Here is a 16,683-nt window from a genome sequence, read left to right as displayed (position 1 = left end):
ATTTAATATTGATGCTAAAACCTAAGACTTCTGCAGATGTTTACTTGGAAGAGGCTGGTGATCTTTTGGAGAAGGGTGATGTTGTTCAAGCTTGTGAGAAGTATTATAAAGCAGCTGAAGAAGCAATAATTATACTTTCTTATGGATATAAAATTGAAATAAAAAATAGAGATCCTGTATCATTAGAGAATGCTGTTTATTTACTTTCCAAGTTTTTAGGTGAGGAAATAGTAAAGTATTGGGCTACTGCAATAATGTTCCTAACTGCTAGAGAATACATGGATAAAGAGCTTGTAGAGGAATATATGAAAGATGTGAAAAACATTGTATATCTCGCCGACAAAAGAAATGATTCTTAAATACTTGGAAGAGGCTGATGATCTTTTGGAGAAGGGTGATGTTGTTCAAGCTTGTGAGAAATATTATAAAGCCGCAGAGGATCTTGTAAAATATCTATCTAAACTTAACTTACAAAGATGGGATTCAAAAGACTTATTTAAGCAGTCTAAAAAATTTCCTTGTTTAAGAGATGTATGGAGATCTGCTTGGAAGTTACACGTAGATTGCTTCCACAACTATATCATGAACGAGAATGAAGTAAGAATTTTTGTAAAAGATGTTAAAAGAATAGAGGAAATTCTTCATTTTCATTAAAATTTTTAACCTTCTGGTTAAGCTAACCATATGGATATCTATGAGGCAATTAAAGGCAGAAGAGACATAAGGAGTTACTTTAAACCGGATTCAATACCAGACGAGGTTTTAGCTAAGATACTGTTGGCAGCACATTTAGGTCCTTCTGTAGGCTATTCTCAGCCTTGGAATTTTATCATAATTAAAGATGAGAATATAAAAAGAAAAGTTAAGGAAGAAGCTGAAAGGCAGAGGGAAAGGTATAGAGAACTCCTTGATGAGGAAGCTCTTCGACACTATTAAGATAGAAGGAATAATGGAGGCTCCAGTAAATATTGCAGTTACTTGTGACCCTTCAAGGTTCGGTCCTCACGTCCTGGGAAGAATAACTATGCCGGAAACATGTAATTACAGTACGGTTTTAGCGATAGAAAACCTTTGGTTAGCCGCAAGGGCAGAAAATTTAGGAATGGGATGGGTAAGCTTTCTTGACAAGAATAAGATAAAAGAAATACTAGGAATACCTCCAGAGGTTGAATTTATAGCATACTTAGCATTAGGTTACGTAACAAGATTTCCAGAAAAGCCGGAACTTGAGGAAAAAGGTTGGAATTTCAGGTTACCTTTATCGGAGGTCGTCTTTGATAATAAATGGGGAAATAAACCTAACGAAAAATTTGCGGAAAAATTGAACTCAGCAAGGATTTAGAAACTCCCCGCCTTTAAGTACTCCATTATTCCTCCTGATTTTAGAATTTCTAAAGCCATTCCACTTATTCCCTTACCTTGGTATTTTCTTCCGTTTACTTCTATTTCTCCAGTCTCAACGTTTATTTTCACTATTTCACCTTCGTCTATCAGCTTCGGTGCGTCTTTTAACGTAATGACAGGTAAACCGTTATTTATTGCATTCCTGTAAAATATTCTGGCAAAGCTCTCAGCTATTATTGCCTTAACTCCCGCTCCCTTTAATGCTATTGCTGCTTGTTCTCTGGATGAACCCATTCCGAAAACTTTTCCTGCAACTATTACTACTCCTGCAGAGGCTTTCTTGTAAAACTCAGGATCTAAGGGCTCCATCGCATGTTGAGCTAAATACTGTGGATCCGTGTACTTTAGGTATCTAGCAGGGATTATAACGTCTGTATCAATCTTATCTCCGAATTTCATAACTTTTCCTTCAACTATCATGCTATCGACCTCGGGTCAGTTATTTTTCCTTCGGCTGCAGTTATAGCTGCAACTGCTGGGTTTGCTAAATAAACTTGAGAGTCATTACTACCCATTCTCCCTCTGAAATTTCTATTACTTGTAGAGACAATCGTCTCTCCTGGGCCTGCAACTCCGAAGTGACCTCCTAAGCAAGGTCCACAAGTTCCGTAAGTTACTATACAACCAGCATTTACCAAGGTCTCTATATAACCTAAGTTCATTGCCCTCTTGAACATTTCATAAGATGCTGGAATTGCTATACACCTAGTTTTTACTTTCTTCCCTTTCAGAATTTTTGCCGCAATCTCTATATCGCTTAGCCTTCCGTTAGTGCATGAGCCTATGAATACTTGATCTACTTCTTTTCCTTCAACTTCTGTAACTGCTTTCACGTTGTCTACACTGTAAGGTGCAGCAACTAGTGGTTCTAGTTTATTCAACTCTATTGTGTACTCATCAGAGTACTTTGCTTCCTTATCTGGAGTAATTAATGCAGGCTCTTGTTCTCTCATATTCTTTATGTAATTTACCGTCTCCTCGTCTGGGATGAACATTAATGCGTCAGCGTTCATTTCTATTCCCATGTTTGATACTGTTGCCCTGTAATCCATGGGAAATGCAGAGGGATTATCTACATAAACTTCTATAGACATTCCGTTAAAGTAGTCTGCCTTAAATTCCTGCAATAATTTCAATGCAACGTCTTTTCCCGTAATCCACTTTCCCGGTGATCCTTTTAACTCAACCTTAAAAGGTGTAGGAACAACTAGCCAAGTTTTCCCTGTTATCACTGCTGCCGCAATGTCTGATGCACCCATACCTTGAGCAAAAGCTCCTACTGCTCCTGAAGTTGTTGTGTGGCTGTCTGCCGCGACTATAACTTGACCTGGTAATGCATATTTTTCCAGTAAAACTTCATGCATTATTCCGAAGTTGATGTCGTGGAAGTTTGGTAACCCTGTCTTCTTTACGAATTTCCTTATTATACCTTGTATTTCGGCACTCCTTATATCAGGAGGAGGCGCTAAATGGTCGAAGGCTACTACTATTTTGCTCTTATCGAATATTTTTTCTATTCCAGCTTTTTCCATTACTTCTATTACGTGGTACCCTGTTAAGTCATGGAAGGCTACAATATCCGTCTTTGCTTCTACTACATCTCCTGGAGAAACTTCTTTTCCTGAAGCTCTACTAAGAATTTTCTCTGTAAGAGTTTGAGGCATAGTTTCCAATAGAGTGAAGAGGAAAATAAGTTTTAATTATTAAACAGTTCGAGTTTCGGATAATTTGATGTTATTAAGTACTAAAACTCCCTTACCTTTCTGGTAGGAAATAAAGACATATCCGCACTCTGGGCAGACTTTTGATATTACATCTCCTTCTTTTATGATCTTCTCTTCAACAACCTTTTTACATATTGGACACATTTTTCTTGCCATGGTTTAAGGCTTTGCCTTTTTCGTTATAAGGATTTTTCCGTAATGTTACCTGAGAAAAATTGGGGAATTTTTATAAAAAATCTTCTAACGAAAGCGTATATTTAATGAGTACTATATTAAAGTATGGATCAAATAAACAAGAAAATCTTGTTCTATCTGTTAAAGGACTATAGAACGTCTCAAAGGTCAATAGCTAAAATGATAGGTATTTCTTCTCCAGCAGTTAACTACAGAGTAGACAAATTAATTCAAGATAAGGTAATAAAGAGGGTATCACTATACGTGAACCCAAACTTTTACGGAAAATATCATGCATATGTCGCTTTCAAAAATCAAAAGGACTGGGATGGAGAGTATGTTTTTAAGGTCAATTGCTTAGAGGAAACAAACATTTATGAAATTGAAGGTAATAGTTTAGATGATCTAAAGAAGAGAATTGATGACATGAGCGAGAACTTAGGATACCCCAAAATGATTTACGTACCCAAACAAGAGCTGTATGTTCCTTCAAATTTTGACCTTAAGTTGGTTTCGATAATAAAGGAAGAGCCCACTCTAGACAGTATGTATTTAGCAGATAGGATGAAAGTTTCCTCAAAGACTATTAGGAGACATATAAGGTATTTGTATTCAAGGAATTTCATTAGGTTAATTCCAGAGGTAGACTTGACTAAGCTCGATTTAATTATGTATGCAGTTTTTACTCATAACGTAGAGGTCGGGAGAAAATTCTTTGCTAAGCAAATGTTTAGGGAAATAAGTGACGATAATTCTGGAATATTCGTTAATGTGGGAGATTCCTTACAGGAAGTAAAAGAGGAGTTCTTCAAATTCAGGGAATTTGATAAGGATGCTGACTTGATGATTGCAATAAATTATTCTGTAAGCTAAGTAAGAAGTCCTCTAAAGGAATAGAATTTTCCTCATTAACTTCCTCATCTTTCTTCTCATTAACTTCCTTTACTCTCCATCCTTTTCCTCCTTTGAATTTAACAATTATTAATGCCTTACCTTCCATTGGAAACATTTTTAGGAAGTCTAGGATTTTCCTAACTTGTATTTCTTCGACTTTAACTTTCCTCTGCCAAGTGCTCTTTACTTCTATTGAGAGTAAAATGCAACCTCTAGTTGCAAACACATCAGGCAAAGGATTAGGTGAAGAATTCGAGGTAGGTATTCTTACTGCGTTAAAACCGTATCCCCTGAGAAGCTTGACCAGTTCTCTTTCCGCGTTTCTACCTATTGTCTTATTCACGTGAATAGAATTTGCAAGAAGTAATTAAAAGCTCTCGTCCAAATTAATTATGCTATCGCACATGTTTATTATGTCTTCATCGTGAGTAGCTATAATTATCCCTCTTTTTTCTTCTTTTAAAAGTTTAATCATTTCATAAAATGAAAGTAATGAGTTTCCGTCCATTCCTACGCTAGGTTCATCTAAAGCTATTACTTTTCTTCCTGACGCGTAAGCTGAGGCAATTAAAACCCTCATTTTTTCTCCGTAGCTTAAAGTGTAAGGACTTCTATCTTCTTTATCCTTTAAATTAAAAAGAGATAAGACTTCCTCTCTATTCTTCACTTCTTCCTTGACCGTAGTGCAGAAGAATTGAAGATCTGGATTTTGAAAAATTACATAGACTTTACCTACTAATTGTTTTAAAGTAGTAGTCTTTCCCGCACCGTTCCTTCCTATTAAGCAAAGGACTTCGCTTTCCTTCACTTTTATTCTAGCCTTTTGAGTTCGTACATCAAGGATTTCCTTACCCAGACTGCTTTCAATCTTTGAGAGCTTAAATCCTCTCAGTCCGTGGAATTTTAGGAAATTCTCGTCGTAAAGTTTTTCCTTATCTACACCCATAATCTTATCTTCTAGAATGTAAACTTTATCTACAATATCCCTTATTTCTTTAACTCTATGTTCTGTAATCAAACTTCCTTTTGGAATTATTTTCTTTACTTCATCACTTGAATACTTATCTAAATTTGCAAAAGGCTCATCGAGTAAAACGTATTCTGGCATGGAAGCTAAGGTAGTAGAAATTACAAATCTCCTCTTATATCCGTCAGACAGTTCAAGAAATCTCTTATCATAGTATTCTCCCATTATGTTTTTAACGATTTCCTCATTAACTTTATGATACCTAGAGAGAAGCTCAGTCTCCTCTTTTGCAGTTTCAGCTAAAATCTGGGAATAAGGCTCTTGCAGAACGATAGAAATTTTACTGTAATCCCTATCCTCACAGAAGTCTCTTCCGTCTATCATTACTTGATTTTGAGATTCGCATAATACTGACTTTATTAACGTAGTTTTTCCAGCTCCGTTTTTACCCAGTAAGCCTACAATCTCATTTTTATCTACTTCTACAGTACCTCTGTTACTGATTATACTAAGCACTAGTATTCTTTAGATGTCAAGGATTTATTAATAATGCAGAGAATTATAACGGAAAAATTATTGACATGGTAAGTACTGCAAACCCTACAGCAAGCAGTATTATATCTGATGTTCTTGGTTTTAAATTTCTTTTTCCAGAGTATTTTCCAAAAAGTTTGACAGTATATGCAACGTAAAGGTTTTCCGCAACTTTAATCATCTCCACTAATAAAGGTCTTGAAATTTTTATTGGGTTAAATCCCATTCCTCTAGCTCTGGCGTAAAATGAGACTTCTGAGGATAGTTGAAAGAAGTAAGGGTAATAAGCTAATGCTATTATGATTGGGACTCCTTTCTCTCCTAGCGCGTCGAGGACAGTGGATTTATCTACGAGTTCCGAGACTACAAAATATAAGTTGATGTAAGTAATTGCCCTAACAGTAAATACATAAAGGTAAGCTTTGCCGAAATAAGATAGGACAAAGTATGAGAGTATTGCTATTGCAATTTCCGTAATGAAAATTCCTTTTTTCCCGAATAGCATCGCTATGGTAATTATCATTGAATAAATTCCTAGCGAGATATAAGTGGATATAAAAATTAAGACTGAAAAAAATACTGAATATAAAAAAGATGTCTTCAATGTAATACACCGGATTTTATAAGGAAACTACCTAAGTAATAAGATACAATTCCCATTACTGCAGATTCTACGAAGTATATTCCAGTAAATGCTAGCATTAAATCTAAGGCAAACTGCGATGCAGTAGAAGGTACGAAAAGCAATCCAAAAACTACGCTAAAAACTCCTACTAGGCCTCCAGCCAATGTAGTGTTTATCATTACTGCTTTAAAAGACCTATAGCCTACTATCCTGGATATTCCCTCAACTACAAGCCCAGCAACAACGAATGTAGGAACTAGGAATATTAAGCCAGATATTGCGTAAAGTAATGCGCTTATTATCAAAATTAGAAGGGGTCCGTTCTTAGCATTTATTGCTTGTATTCCTATTGCTACTATTATTAGCGGAATAGTCAGCGTAACTACTGGATCAGTGAAAATGCTTAATGCATAGGCAGCAGTGCCTAAAGCTAGTCCTGCAGCTACTGCATAAGATGCTACTGAGAATACTATTGCATAAATTAGCTTTCTCTTATCATCTTTAGATAATGGCATATGTAAGAATTTACTGTTAACTTTAAGAAATTTTCCCTATTTTTCTTGAGCATGGAAAATCATAATATATCCGACATATGCTATATAAACAAAAACTAGGAAAATTATTGCGAAATTTATAGTTTTTATTATTATAGGAGATACTTCATAACTTCCTAGTTTTATTTTCAATCCTAGGAAAAAGATCGAAAAAGCTAAGTAAATAACTAAAGCTGAAAGAAGAATTAATCCTATTCCCATTAGTTTATATTTTATCAAGTACATCCCTCACTGCTAATCTTATTGCTTGTGCAGAAGAATATTTTGGTAACCAACCAAAAGACTTTATCTTTGAAATATCAAGGAGCATAAACCTAACATCTCCTTTCCAACCCCTTCCTTCTCCTGCATCAACATAGACGTGTTTAGGAGAAAGCTTCATCTCTTCCTCAACTATTCTTGCTATTTCGTCTACTGTTACCCAATCATCATTCCCGATGTTAAAGGCGTCATATAAACCTTTAAAGTATTTAACTAGAACATCTAAGGCGGAAAGCAAATCAGTTATGTAAAGGTAGCTTTTCCTCTGTTTTCCATTGCCTAAGATTTCTAGCGTTTCCTTATTTTTCTTCAGCTTTTTGATGAAATCTATAACTACACCATGAGATACCCTGCCCCCAGTAATGTTTGCTAATCTTAATGAAATCCCTCTTATTCCGTAATTTCTTGCATAAAAGCTAAGTATTTCCTCTCCCATAACTTTAAAGAGCCCGTAATTTGAAATCGGATCAATTTTATCGGCTTCAGTAGTTGGTATTCTTCCTTCGCCGTATACTGTTGAGGAAGAAAAGAATACAACAAGTTTAGCGTCATATTTTCTTGCCATCTCCATAATGTTCAGCGTTGTTTTAACATCCCTTTCGAAATGGTCGTAAATATTATCCATCGAAGTCCTAACGTCTGGATTGGCAGCTAAATGGTAAATTATAGCTCCCTTAGGAATTTCAGGGTAAGCTAACCTTAAATCAAGCTTTACGTTTTTTGCCCTAGTATTTGTGTAATTTCCCGAAGAATAATCATCTATACTTATTACGTCGTCTCCTTTCTCTATCAGATAATCTATTAGGTGACTCCCTATGTATCCTGCTCCCCCTGTAACTACAGATGCCATAACAGAAGTAAGTATAAGAATTAAAGAGATTGAGTATTTTTATGCAAAAGTCTAGATTTATATTCATTAAAAAACGAAAAAATCTAGTGAAATTATTTTGTTTCACTCATTTTATCCTGTCGTGGAAAGCTTATTTTTAATAGTGGAATAGGATAGTTTAGCTCATGAAAGCACTTCCTATAGGGATAATAATAGCATTATTATTAGCATCAATATTATTTTTTATATCCGTTGCGAATTCGTATGTTCCCTCTAGTAATACCAGTTATACTATAGAATATAATAAATATTCAAGTTTTTTACATAGTGAAAAAATGAGAATTTTATCTACTGAAATATATCAAGTTAGTAATTCAACATATTATGGAAATTTAAGTAATAATGATAAAACTGTACAAGTAAATGAATATAAGACAACATATATTTTAACAACTGGGAAAAACTATACTATAACCGGTAAAATATGCGTTTCTACTTATGCTAATGGAAGTCTATATGTTAAAACAGACATACCGCAGTTAGCTAGGATAATAGTTTTGTCCGCAGGCATGGAAGAAATAGTGTGGGCAGGATTCAACGAGAGTTCTATTCATACAATTTCATATATAAACGGCTCAGGAGAGTTAATTCTACAGTTCATTAACGGCGTATCATTCTCTAACATATCACTTGAAATCAAGCAGGACTCCTCAGTATCTGAAAATGTTACTCTTACATTGGTTCAAGTGAAGATTTCAGGAGAGTTTCAATCTAGTTCATCTATCGCGTTACACGTACAAATGCCGAGAAAGTACTCTCCATTCACTGAATGTTTTGTTGCTAACGGCACTACTTTCTCATCTACAGAAGGTTATGCAGTTACTACTGCGTACTTCTGCGGTAAGTTGACACCAGCAATAGAGTGGAAAGGACTAGGAATAGGCAATCTAAATTTACCGCGTGCTCAAATGAGCGGTAAGGCTAACTTCACAACTCTGGAATTCTACGGTGTTAACGGTACTACGGTAGGTTACGTTCATTCCGTCTATTTAAATGCAGAATATCATGGAATTTTTGGAAAATCGTCTTTCATTTCAGGAGAAGTATTAATAGTTCACGTAACAAACGCTCCAGCATTACCGAAGCCAACAGTAATATCAATAGTTTATCACCAAGGAGTTCCAGTAATTTTAGGCATATGCTCAAACAACAGTGTAGAGACTACTGCTAACGTTGTTATACAGCATCAAGTTTACGTAAGTCATGCTAAAGGCTTACTCTTAATGCTTTCATTAAACTCTTCTCTCTTCTATTTAGGTTTTATACATTCCAACATAGTTAATGTAACCATAGTAAAGCCCACAGTGGAAGTGAGTAATTTAACTATACAAGGTAAAAACTATCTGGCACAAATAGTAAATATTTCTGCAAGAGGGTATGTAACTTTCAACGTAAGCAAAGTTAGTAATGAAAAGTTTACGGTATTTGAACAAGAGAGTAATGGATCTTTAGTTGAGTTAAATTCCTGTGATTATTTCATGGTAAATAATACCATTGTAGTATTTACAGACCCTGCTAGCACTTATTTGATAGTTTACGGATATACTCCCATAACTACTCCTCCAAGTTCGACTATGCCCTTAAGTTCAACACCACCTACATCTCCAACAACTTCCAATACTTTACTAATTCTAGGAATAACAGCAGTCATTATTATAATAGCAGTTGCAATTATCATAGTTAAAAGAAGGAAGTAATTTTCCTTTATTTTATTTGAGATTTTTTCTTTTATAGGTTACTCTAGAATTTTAGTTTATTATCTTCCTTGACGAGTATATATTATGAAAGCAATAGTTGTTAAACCTCATCAGTTTGGAATGGAAGTAAAAGATGTGAATATTGAAGAAAAAGTAGATAAAGGTCAAGTATTAGTTAAAACTCTTTACAATGGAGTGTGCGGAACAGATAGAGGCATAGTATCAAATAAGCTGTCCTTCGTAAGGCCTCAAGAAGGCTGGAGCGAACTAGTTTTAGGTCATGAAGCTTTCGGACAAGTTGAGGAAGTAGGAGAAGGAGTTAAGGAGCTAAAGAAAGGAGATTACGTAGTGCCCGTAGTTAGGAGAGGCTGCGGAGTTTGTTTAAACTGTAAAATAGGTAGGCAGGACTTCTGTGAAACAGGGAACTTCGTTGAAGCAGGAATAAGAGGTAAGAACGGCTTCATGAGGGAGGAATTTGTAGATGATGAAATTTACTTAGTTAAAGTTCCGGAGTCAATAAAAGATATTGCAGTATTGACGGAACCGCTCTCAAACGTTGTTAAGGCAATAGAAGAGGTAATGCAAATACAGAGGAGAATGGTGTGGAATTGTGAAGACGGGGCCTATGATTGCAGAAATGCTTACGTCGTAGGTACCGGACCAATAGGCACATTCTTCTCCTTACTCTTAAGGACTTACGGCTTTAACGTTTATATGCTAAACAGAAGGGATCCATCACCTGCCGAAGAATATGTTTCCGCTAGGACTGAGTCAGAGTTTATAAACACTACTAAGGGAGTTGAATCTTTACCTAAAGCTGACATTATTGTTGATACTAGTGGTTTTCCTTCTGCTTTTATTCCTTTAATGCATAAAATGAATAAGAACTCAATTTTAGTGCTTTTCGGAACTCAGACAGGAGATAAAGTGCAAATAGACGCCGATCTAGTAACTTTCATGGTTGAAAACAATATTGGAGTAGTTGGTAGCGTTAACGCAAACAAGTGGGACTTTAAGTCTGCTGTAAATTACTTGACCATGTGGAAGGAGAAATACGGTGATTTACTTAATAGGATGATAACTACCGTAGTACCTCCAGAAGATTCTAAGGAAATTTTGGAAAATAAACCAAAAGGTGAAATAAAGTCAGTCATAAAATGGTAATCTTTTTTAAGAAAGTATAAGCATATTTATACGATATAATATGGTTGAAACTCAAGAGATTAGTGAACAAAAGCTCGAGGAAAAAGCAGATTATAACATGAGATATTATTCTTATTTGTTTAAGCTCAGCAAAGAGAACCCCGCAAAGTTCTGGGGAGACCTTGCTCAGGGATTAATAACTTGGTTTGAGCCATGGAAAGAAACTATGAAGCAGGAAGATCCCTTAACGAGATGGTTTATAGGAGGAAAACTTAACGCTTCTTATAATGCAGTTGATAGACATTTAAACTCAGCAAGGAAGTTTAAGGCTGCAATAGTTTGGGAAAGCGAGAGAGGGGAGAGGAGAATAGTAACTTATCAAGATTTATTTTACGAAGTAAATAGGTGGGCTAATGCATTAAGGCAGTTGGGAGTAAAAAAAGGTGATAGAGTAACAATTTACATGCCCTTAACTCCTGAAGGAGTATTTGCAAAGCTTGCCTGTGCAAGGTTAGGGGCAATACATAGCGTAGTGTTTGCAGGCTTCGGTTCTCAAGCTCTTGCTGATAGAATAGACGACGCAAAAGCCAAAGTCGTAATAACTGCTGACGCTTATTATAGAACTGGAAAACTAGTAGAATTAAAGAAGATAGTAGACGAGGCATTAGACAAGCTTGGAGATAAATCCCCAGTTTCTAAGGTTCTGGTTTACAGAAGGACAGGAGTTGAAGTTTCCTTCAAGGAAGGTAGGGATGTTTACTTTGATGATGTAGGTAAGTTCAAGTATATAGAGCCAGAACCCATGGATTCTAACGATCCATTGTTTATCCTTTACACCTCAGGAACTACAGGAAAGCCTAAAGGAATAATACACTCCACCGGAGGTTATCTGGTAGGTACTGCTACAATGCTTTTATGGAGCTATGGTTTAAACCAAGAGAATGATGTTCTATTCAACACATCTGACATAGGTTGGATTGTTGGTCATTCGTACATAACTTATGCTCCCTTAGTTATGGGAAGGACTGTAATAATATATGAGAGTGCTCCTTACTATCCTTACCCTGACAAGTGGGCTGAAATGATAGAAAGGTATAAGGCTACTACTTTTGGGACTTCTGCAACTGCATTGAGGGCATTCATGAAATATGGCGATGACTACGTTAAGTCTCACGACCTCTCCTCTTTGAGGGTAATAGTTACTAATGGCGAAGTATTAAACTATTCTCCTTGGAAGTGGGGATTAGAAGTTGTAGGGGGCGGAAAAGTCTTCATGTCCCATCAGTGGTGGCAAACTGAAACTGGCGCACCAAACTTAGGTTACTTACCAGGTTTAGTTTATATGCCGATGAAATCCGGTCCTGCATCAGGATATCCATTGCCTGGCAACTTTGTAGAAGTACTTGACGATCAAGGAAACCCAACAAAACCCAGAGAGAGAGGATATTTGGTAATGAAACCTCCGTTCCCACCTTACATGATGATGGGCATGTGGAACGATTCTGGAAACGAGAGGTTAAAGAAGACTTACTTCTCTAAGTTCTCAGGGATTTATTACCCAGGAGATTATGCAATGGTAGATGAAGATGGTTATGTCTGGGTATTAGGAAGAGCAGATGAGACAATAAAAGTTGCTGCTCACAGAATAGGTGCTGGAGAAGTTGAGTCAGCAATAACTTCTCACCCTGCAGTTGCAGAAGCTGCAGTAATAGGTCTTCCAGACCCAGTTAAAGGTGAAGAAGTTCATGCGTTTATAGTACTTAAGGAAGGATATACTCCTTCTGATGAGTTAGCTAAGAATATTCAAGCTCACGTCAGAGAAGTAATGGGACCAATAGTCTCTCCTAAGATTCATTTCGTTGATAAACTACCTAAGACTAGGTCTGGAAAAGTAATGAGGAGAGTAATTAAGGCTGTAATGATGGGGTCATCGACAGGAGATATTTCTACCATGGAAGACGAGGCATCTATGGAGGAAATAAAGAAGGCCGCTGAGGAGTTTAAGAAAGAAGTTTCAAAATAATAGGAAATTTCTTTTTCTATTTTTCTTCCTTCTTTTCAATGCGTTGATGATAATTTTAAATTAGATTAAAAATTGTTTACTCTATATCTATCACTTTCAATGTAAATCTATAATTTTAGTAAAATGTAGATAAAAGTAACTCTTCTCTGTATTTACACTGAATAAGTCTATGTGCAGAATATAGATAAGTTTTTAAGAAAGTTCATTTTGAAAATTTATTATGTCTAACAGTAAAGGCCAGATCGGAGGAGCAAGAGATTACGGAACTGGTTCAGACAGACTTCTGAGAAGAAGTTTAAATAAATGGGAACTACTATTTTTATCAGTAGGAGGAGTAATAGGATCAGGTTGGCTATTTGGGGCGTTATATACTGCATCTTATGCAGGCGGTGCAGGAGTATTATCTTGGGTAGTAGCTGGAATACTAGTAATGTTTGTAGGTTTAGCTTATGGCGAATTAGGAGCAGCAATACCTAAGTCTGGAGGAATTGTAAGGTATCCTCATTATACTCACGGTGGAGTTACGGGATATGTTATAACTTGGGCATATTTCTTATCTGCAGCTTCAGTACCTGCGATTGAGGCAACTGCTACTATAACTTACTTGTCAGCTCTGATACCGGGTTTAATATATCCTAATGGAGTATTAACTCCGTTAGGAATTGTGTCAGCGTATATTATACTAATCCTCTTCTTCTTTCTCCAATATGCAGGAGTAGGAATAATGGGCAAAATAACTCATGGAGTAGGCTGGTGGAAGCTAATAGTTCCAGCAATTACTGTAGTATTTTTAATGGCATTTTACTTCCATCCTGCAAACTTTACAATGGGCGGAGGATTCTTCCCCAGTGCATCAATGAATGCTTCAGGATTTTCTGGCTTCGCTCCGGTACTTTATGCAATACCTACTACTGGAGTTATATTTTCTTACTTAGGCTTTAGGCAGGCAGTAGAATATGGAGGAGAAGGAAGGAATCCGCAGAAGGACATACCTTTTGCAGTAATAGGAGCACTCATAATAGGAATACTAATTTATACATTACTTCAAGTAGCATTTACTGGAGCTATTGACTGGTCTTTAGTAACTGTAAAAGTACATAATGTGACTGAGGCTGTAACACCTGGAAACTGGACTGCATTAGGTAGCTCTAACCTAGTGAGTGGGCCTTACTACACGATCATGACTTCAGCAAAAGTTTTAGGTCCTATAGTTTCGTTATTTGCAATCTGGAGTTTTATACTATTAATTGACGCAGTGCTTTCTCCTAGCGGTACTGGTTGGATTTACGTAGGAACTGCAGGAAGGACAGTTTACGGTTTCGCAAGCAACGGATACTTACCAGGTTTATTCTTAAAGGTAGGTAAGACGAGAGTTCCCGTTTTCGCATTAATAGCGGCAACAATAATTGCAGCAGTCTTCATGTTGCCATTTCCATCTTGGGAATCCTTAGTAGGTTTCATATCTTCTGCAACAGTATTTACTTATATAATGGGAGGAATAGGACTTGAAACTTTAAGGAAAACTGCTCCGGGCTTAAAGAGAAGCTTTAAGTTACCTGCAGCTAAAATAATAGCTCCTATAGCAACTTTAGCTTCAGGATTAATAGTATATTGGTCTGGATTTGCTACACTGTTTTACGTTGTAACTGCAATATTCTTAGGTTTTCCAATATTCTTCGGTTATTATGCAGTTAGATTGGGAGTTCCTAAAAAGATGGCATATCCTTTAGGAGTTATTGATCTTGCAGTAATTCTATTAAGTGCATACTCCTTTGATATTGCAACTACTGGACTTTCTGCAGGTAATACTATAGCTTTAATACTTTACACGCTAATGATGGTAGGTCTATCATTAGCCAACATTACGATATTATGGATATTCACCAGTGAAGATGTAAGAAAAGAAATTAAGGCAAGCTATTGGGTATTTGGTTTCATATTTGCAATATTCCTGCTTTCGTACTTCGGAGCCTTAGGATTAAATCCAGTGATACCGTTCCCAACAGATGTTGTGATTGCAGCAATAATAGTACTCATCTTCCATTATTTAGCAGTAAAGTCTGGGTTCAGAACAGAAGCAATAGAAGATATAATCGAAGAAACTAAAGAACCTTAAGAATTTTTCTTAAAAATTAATATTTTTTCTTTAAAAACAATGCAGTATATAAGTAACTTAGTTAGCTTTTTTCTGAGGAATGATAAATACCTATTTTCATGCAAAAATATACTAAATATGGTGTTGATGCACTACTCAAGTACTATGTGCTACAGTTACATCATCGGATAGGTTAATTTGTTAATGAAAAAGTGTTATGGCTTCATGAATTTCAAGGGCTGCAAATCGGACTTAAAAATCTTCATAACTCAAATTATTAGGACTTAAACGAAAGTTCATTATTTCCTAGCCTTTAACCCTTCTTCTAACCCCTTATAGTTTACTTCCAAATGCTTCCTAAGTATTTCTCCTTGTATTCCTCCAATATCAATATCAACTCTAACATTACTCTTAAGTTGCTCTAAAAGCTCTTGCATGTGGGTAAAAGGAGCAAAACCTCCGTGAGATAGTCCCACAACTTTAGGCTTTAGAGAGATCTGAAACTCAAGGCTGGATAAGTATTTTTCAAAATCAAGGGGTGGGGGAGTTGTAGGAAAAGGTGTACCATTATATCTTCCGCCCGCAGAATCTCCAGTATACAGCACGTCGCCTATCATTATAGAAATATGGTGCTTAGCATGTCCTGGAGTGTAAAATATCTTCATTTTGTTCTTACCTAGGTTTATCTCCTCTCCTCCTTTAACTTCCAGGATATCTCCCTTAATTGGTTTTACTTCTCCGTAAGTATCTACAAGGTCGCCTAAAACCTGTCTTGCAGTCTCGTTTATCTTTTCAGGGTTTTCTAGATGTTTTTTGTAGCCTTCGTAAACTAGGATTTTAGGTTTATAAGTTTCTACAATGTCCGGAATTAAACCTATGTGGTCAATGTGTAAGTGAGTGATTACAAGGTAGTCTAGCTTATCAAGAAAGCTAACATCCATAATACTGTTTGCAACTCCCCCATCAATCATTACTACTTTCTCATCGCAGACTACGAAGGAGTAAACTAACTCTGGAAATTCTATTGGACCAGATGGTGCTGCATGTATTCCGGTGCATGGCATGGGTAAGAATTATCTTGAAAGTATTTATCCTATTTTCTTTATTTTTACGTTACCTTTTCCGTCTTGATGTATAAAGAATTTTACATTCTTCATCTTCCTATAACTCCAGGAAGGGATTATCTTTCCTTCGCAAGGTTTTAATTCCTCAGAATTAACTTCCAGAATTATTTCTGCCTTCCACAGTTTTATCTTCAACTCCTAATACCTCATAAAGCCTTATCTTATTATCAGAAGTAACTTGAATTGCATATTTTTCTCCATCATAATCTATTAAGTAGAATTTATCCTTCTCAAGATCGTTTAAGTTGAACTCTATTTCATCTCCTTCTACTTTCACCTTATGTTTTGAAATGTAATCTCTTATTGATTCTTCAACTATTTTACTTAATTTACCTCTTCTATAGCCGTCCAAAGCTACGAAAGTCCTTAACTCTTTCTCTACATCATCTGAGATCTCAACAGTAAGTTTTCCCATAATTACTCTTTTACTCTTTTCAGTATTTAAGAATATATCAGACTAAAAGCTTATAGTCTATTTAGTTGTCTTGAATGTTAATCTCTTGTTTCTCTAAAATTTCATATTAATTTAGTTTCAGTTCTAGAATTGAAACAGTCTGGAAAGCGACTTTAACACG

19 protein-coding genes and 1 pseudogene are annotated in these 16,683 nt (G+C 36.0%); 8 read left to right on the top strand and 12 right to left on the bottom strand.

Annotation, left to right across the window (positions count from 1 at the left end; all coding sequences use genetic code 11):
• Nucleotides 1-11: 11 nt before the first annotated feature.
• From HS5_RS04410 to bluB, 3 genes and pseudogenes are all read left to right on the top strand, one after another.
• Nucleotides 12-359 (top strand): PaREP1 family protein, encoded by a 348-nt coding sequence (locus HS5_RS04410; protein ID WP_236752955.1) that lies wholly within the window; start codon nucleotides 12-14, stop codon nucleotides 357-359.
• On the top strand, nucleotides 349-654 hold the full coding sequence (locus HS5_RS04405) for a PaREP1 family protein (RefSeq protein WP_236752954.1): 306 nt from the start codon (nucleotides 349-351) through the stop codon (nucleotides 652-654). The genes HS5_RS04410 and HS5_RS04405 overlap by 11 nt, the downstream gene beginning before the upstream one ends.
• Nucleotides 655-684: 30 nt before the next feature.
• Nucleotides 685-1,342, top strand: a pseudogene (gene bluB, locus HS5_RS04400) (5,6-dimethylbenzimidazole synthase).
• Here bluB and HS5_RS04395 read toward each other — a convergent pair.
• From HS5_RS04395 to HS5_RS04385, 3 genes are read right to left on the bottom strand one after another with little or no spacing between them, the layout of a single operon-like run.
• Nucleotides 1,339-1,824, bottom strand: a complete 486-nt coding sequence (locus tag HS5_RS04395) for a 3-isopropylmalate dehydratase small subunit (protein WP_236752953.1) — start codon at nucleotides 1,822-1,824, stop codon at nucleotides 1,339-1,341. The pseudogene bluB and the gene HS5_RS04395 overlap by 4 nt on opposite strands.
• Nucleotides 1,821-3,068, bottom strand: coding sequence for a 3-isopropylmalate dehydratase large subunit (locus HS5_RS04390; RefSeq protein WP_236752952.1), 1,248 nt, complete (start codon nucleotides 3,066-3,068; stop codon nucleotides 1,821-1,823). The genes HS5_RS04395 and HS5_RS04390 overlap by 4 nt, the downstream gene beginning before the upstream one ends.
• A 39-nt stretch (nucleotides 3,069-3,107) precedes the next feature.
• Complete coding sequence (locus HS5_RS04385) at nucleotides 3,108-3,284, bottom strand: hypothetical protein (protein WP_236752951.1); 177 nt, start codon at nucleotides 3,282-3,284, stop codon at nucleotides 3,108-3,110.
• A 123-nt stretch (nucleotides 3,285-3,407) separates the two neighbouring features.
• Between HS5_RS04385 and HS5_RS04380 the strand changes: the two genes are divergently transcribed.
• On the top strand, nucleotides 3,408-4,175 hold the full coding sequence (locus HS5_RS04380) for an Lrp/AsnC family transcriptional regulator (RefSeq protein ID WP_236752950.1): 768 nt from the start codon (nucleotides 3,408-3,410) through the stop codon (nucleotides 4,173-4,175).
• Here HS5_RS04380 and hjc read toward each other — a convergent pair.
• The 6 genes from hjc to HS5_RS04350 all read right to left on the bottom strand — a co-directional run bounded on the left by hjc (nucleotide 4,117) and on the right by HS5_RS04350 (nucleotide 7,987).
• Nucleotides 4,117-4,539, bottom strand: a complete 423-nt coding sequence (gene hjc / locus HS5_RS04375) for a Holliday junction resolvase Hjc (protein WP_236752949.1) — start codon at nucleotides 4,537-4,539, stop codon at nucleotides 4,117-4,119. The two genes, HS5_RS04380 and hjc, sit on opposite strands and share 59 nt — an antisense overlap.
• A gap of 24 nt (nucleotides 4,540-4,563) precedes the next feature.
• On the bottom strand, nucleotides 4,564-5,685 hold the full coding sequence (locus tag HS5_RS04370) for an ATP-binding cassette domain-containing protein (RefSeq protein WP_236753463.1): 1,122 nt from the start codon (nucleotides 5,683-5,685) through the stop codon (nucleotides 4,564-4,566).
• Nucleotides 5,686-5,722: 37 nt separating this feature from the next.
• On the bottom strand, nucleotides 5,723-6,220 hold the full coding sequence (locus tag HS5_RS04365) for a hypothetical protein (protein ID WP_236752948.1): 498 nt from the start codon (nucleotides 6,218-6,220) through the stop codon (nucleotides 5,723-5,725).
• Nucleotides 6,221-6,297: 77 nt separating this feature from the next.
• Complete coding sequence (locus tag HS5_RS04360) at nucleotides 6,298-6,837, bottom strand: hypothetical protein (protein WP_236752947.1); 540 nt, start codon at nucleotides 6,835-6,837, stop codon at nucleotides 6,298-6,300.
• A gap of 36 nt (nucleotides 6,838-6,873) precedes the next feature.
• On the bottom strand, nucleotides 6,874-7,095 hold the full coding sequence (locus HS5_RS04355) for a hypothetical protein (RefSeq protein WP_236752946.1): 222 nt from the start codon (nucleotides 7,093-7,095) through the stop codon (nucleotides 6,874-6,876).
• The gene (locus HS5_RS04350) at nucleotides 7,082-7,987 is read right to left on the bottom strand and encodes an NAD-dependent epimerase/dehydratase family protein (RefSeq protein WP_236752945.1); all 906 of its coding nucleotides are present in this window, start codon (nucleotides 7,985-7,987) and stop codon (nucleotides 7,082-7,084) included. Before HS5_RS04350 ends, HS5_RS04355 begins: the two co-directional genes overlap by 14 nt.
• A gap of 164 nt (nucleotides 7,988-8,151) precedes the next feature.
• Here HS5_RS04350 and HS5_RS04345 point away from each other — a divergent pair, with 164 nt between their 5' ends.
• The 4 genes from HS5_RS04345 (at nucleotide 8,152) to HS5_RS04330 (ending at nucleotide 15,005) form a co-directional block, all read left to right on the top strand.
• Entirely contained in the window at nucleotides 8,152-9,723 is a 1,572-nt protein-coding gene (locus HS5_RS04345) for a hypothetical protein (RefSeq protein WP_236752944.1), read from the top strand.
• Nucleotides 9,724-9,807: 84 nt separating this feature from the next.
• Nucleotides 9,808-10,887: a glucose 1-dehydrogenase gene (locus HS5_RS04340; protein ID WP_236752943.1), complete on the top strand. Its 1,080-nt coding sequence runs from the start codon at nucleotides 9,808-9,810 to the stop codon at nucleotides 10,885-10,887.
• 40 nt (nucleotides 10,888-10,927) lie between these two features.
• A complete protein-coding gene (acs, locus tag HS5_RS04335; RefSeq protein WP_236752942.1) occupies nucleotides 10,928-12,889 on the top strand; it encodes an acetate--CoA ligase in 1,962 nt (653 codons plus the stop codon).
• A 220-nt stretch (nucleotides 12,890-13,109) separates the two neighbouring features.
• Complete coding sequence (locus HS5_RS04330; RefSeq protein ID WP_236752941.1) at nucleotides 13,110-15,005, top strand: APC family permease; 1,896 nt, start codon at nucleotides 13,110-13,112, stop codon at nucleotides 15,003-15,005.
• Between the two features lie 278 nt (nucleotides 15,006-15,283).
• Here the strand turns inward: HS5_RS04330 and HS5_RS04325 are convergent, their stop codons facing one another.
• The 3 genes from HS5_RS04325 to HS5_RS04315 are packed head-to-tail and all read right to left on the bottom strand — an operon-like array spanning nucleotide 15,284 to nucleotide 16,523.
• On the bottom strand, nucleotides 15,284-16,048 hold the full coding sequence (locus HS5_RS04325; protein WP_236752940.1) for an MBL fold metallo-hydrolase: 765 nt from the start codon (nucleotides 16,046-16,048) through the stop codon (nucleotides 15,284-15,286).
• Nucleotides 16,049-16,072: 24 nt separating this feature from the next.
• Nucleotides 16,073-16,243, bottom strand: a complete 171-nt coding sequence (locus HS5_RS04320) for a hypothetical protein (protein WP_236752939.1) — start codon at nucleotides 16,241-16,243, stop codon at nucleotides 16,073-16,075.
• Nucleotides 16,200-16,523, bottom strand: a complete 324-nt coding sequence (locus HS5_RS04315) for a ribbon-helix-helix domain-containing protein (RefSeq protein WP_236752938.1) — start codon at nucleotides 16,521-16,523, stop codon at nucleotides 16,200-16,202. Before HS5_RS04315 ends, HS5_RS04320 begins: the two co-directional genes overlap by 44 nt.
• Nucleotides 16,524-16,683: the final 160 nt, after the last annotated feature.

Source organism: Acidianus sp. HS-5 (assembly GCF_021655615.1).
In the GTDB taxonomy this organism is placed as follows: Archaea; Thermoproteota; Thermoprotei_A; order Sulfolobales; family Sulfolobaceae; genus Acidianus.
This window is presented reverse-complemented; position numbering and strand designations above follow the sequence as displayed.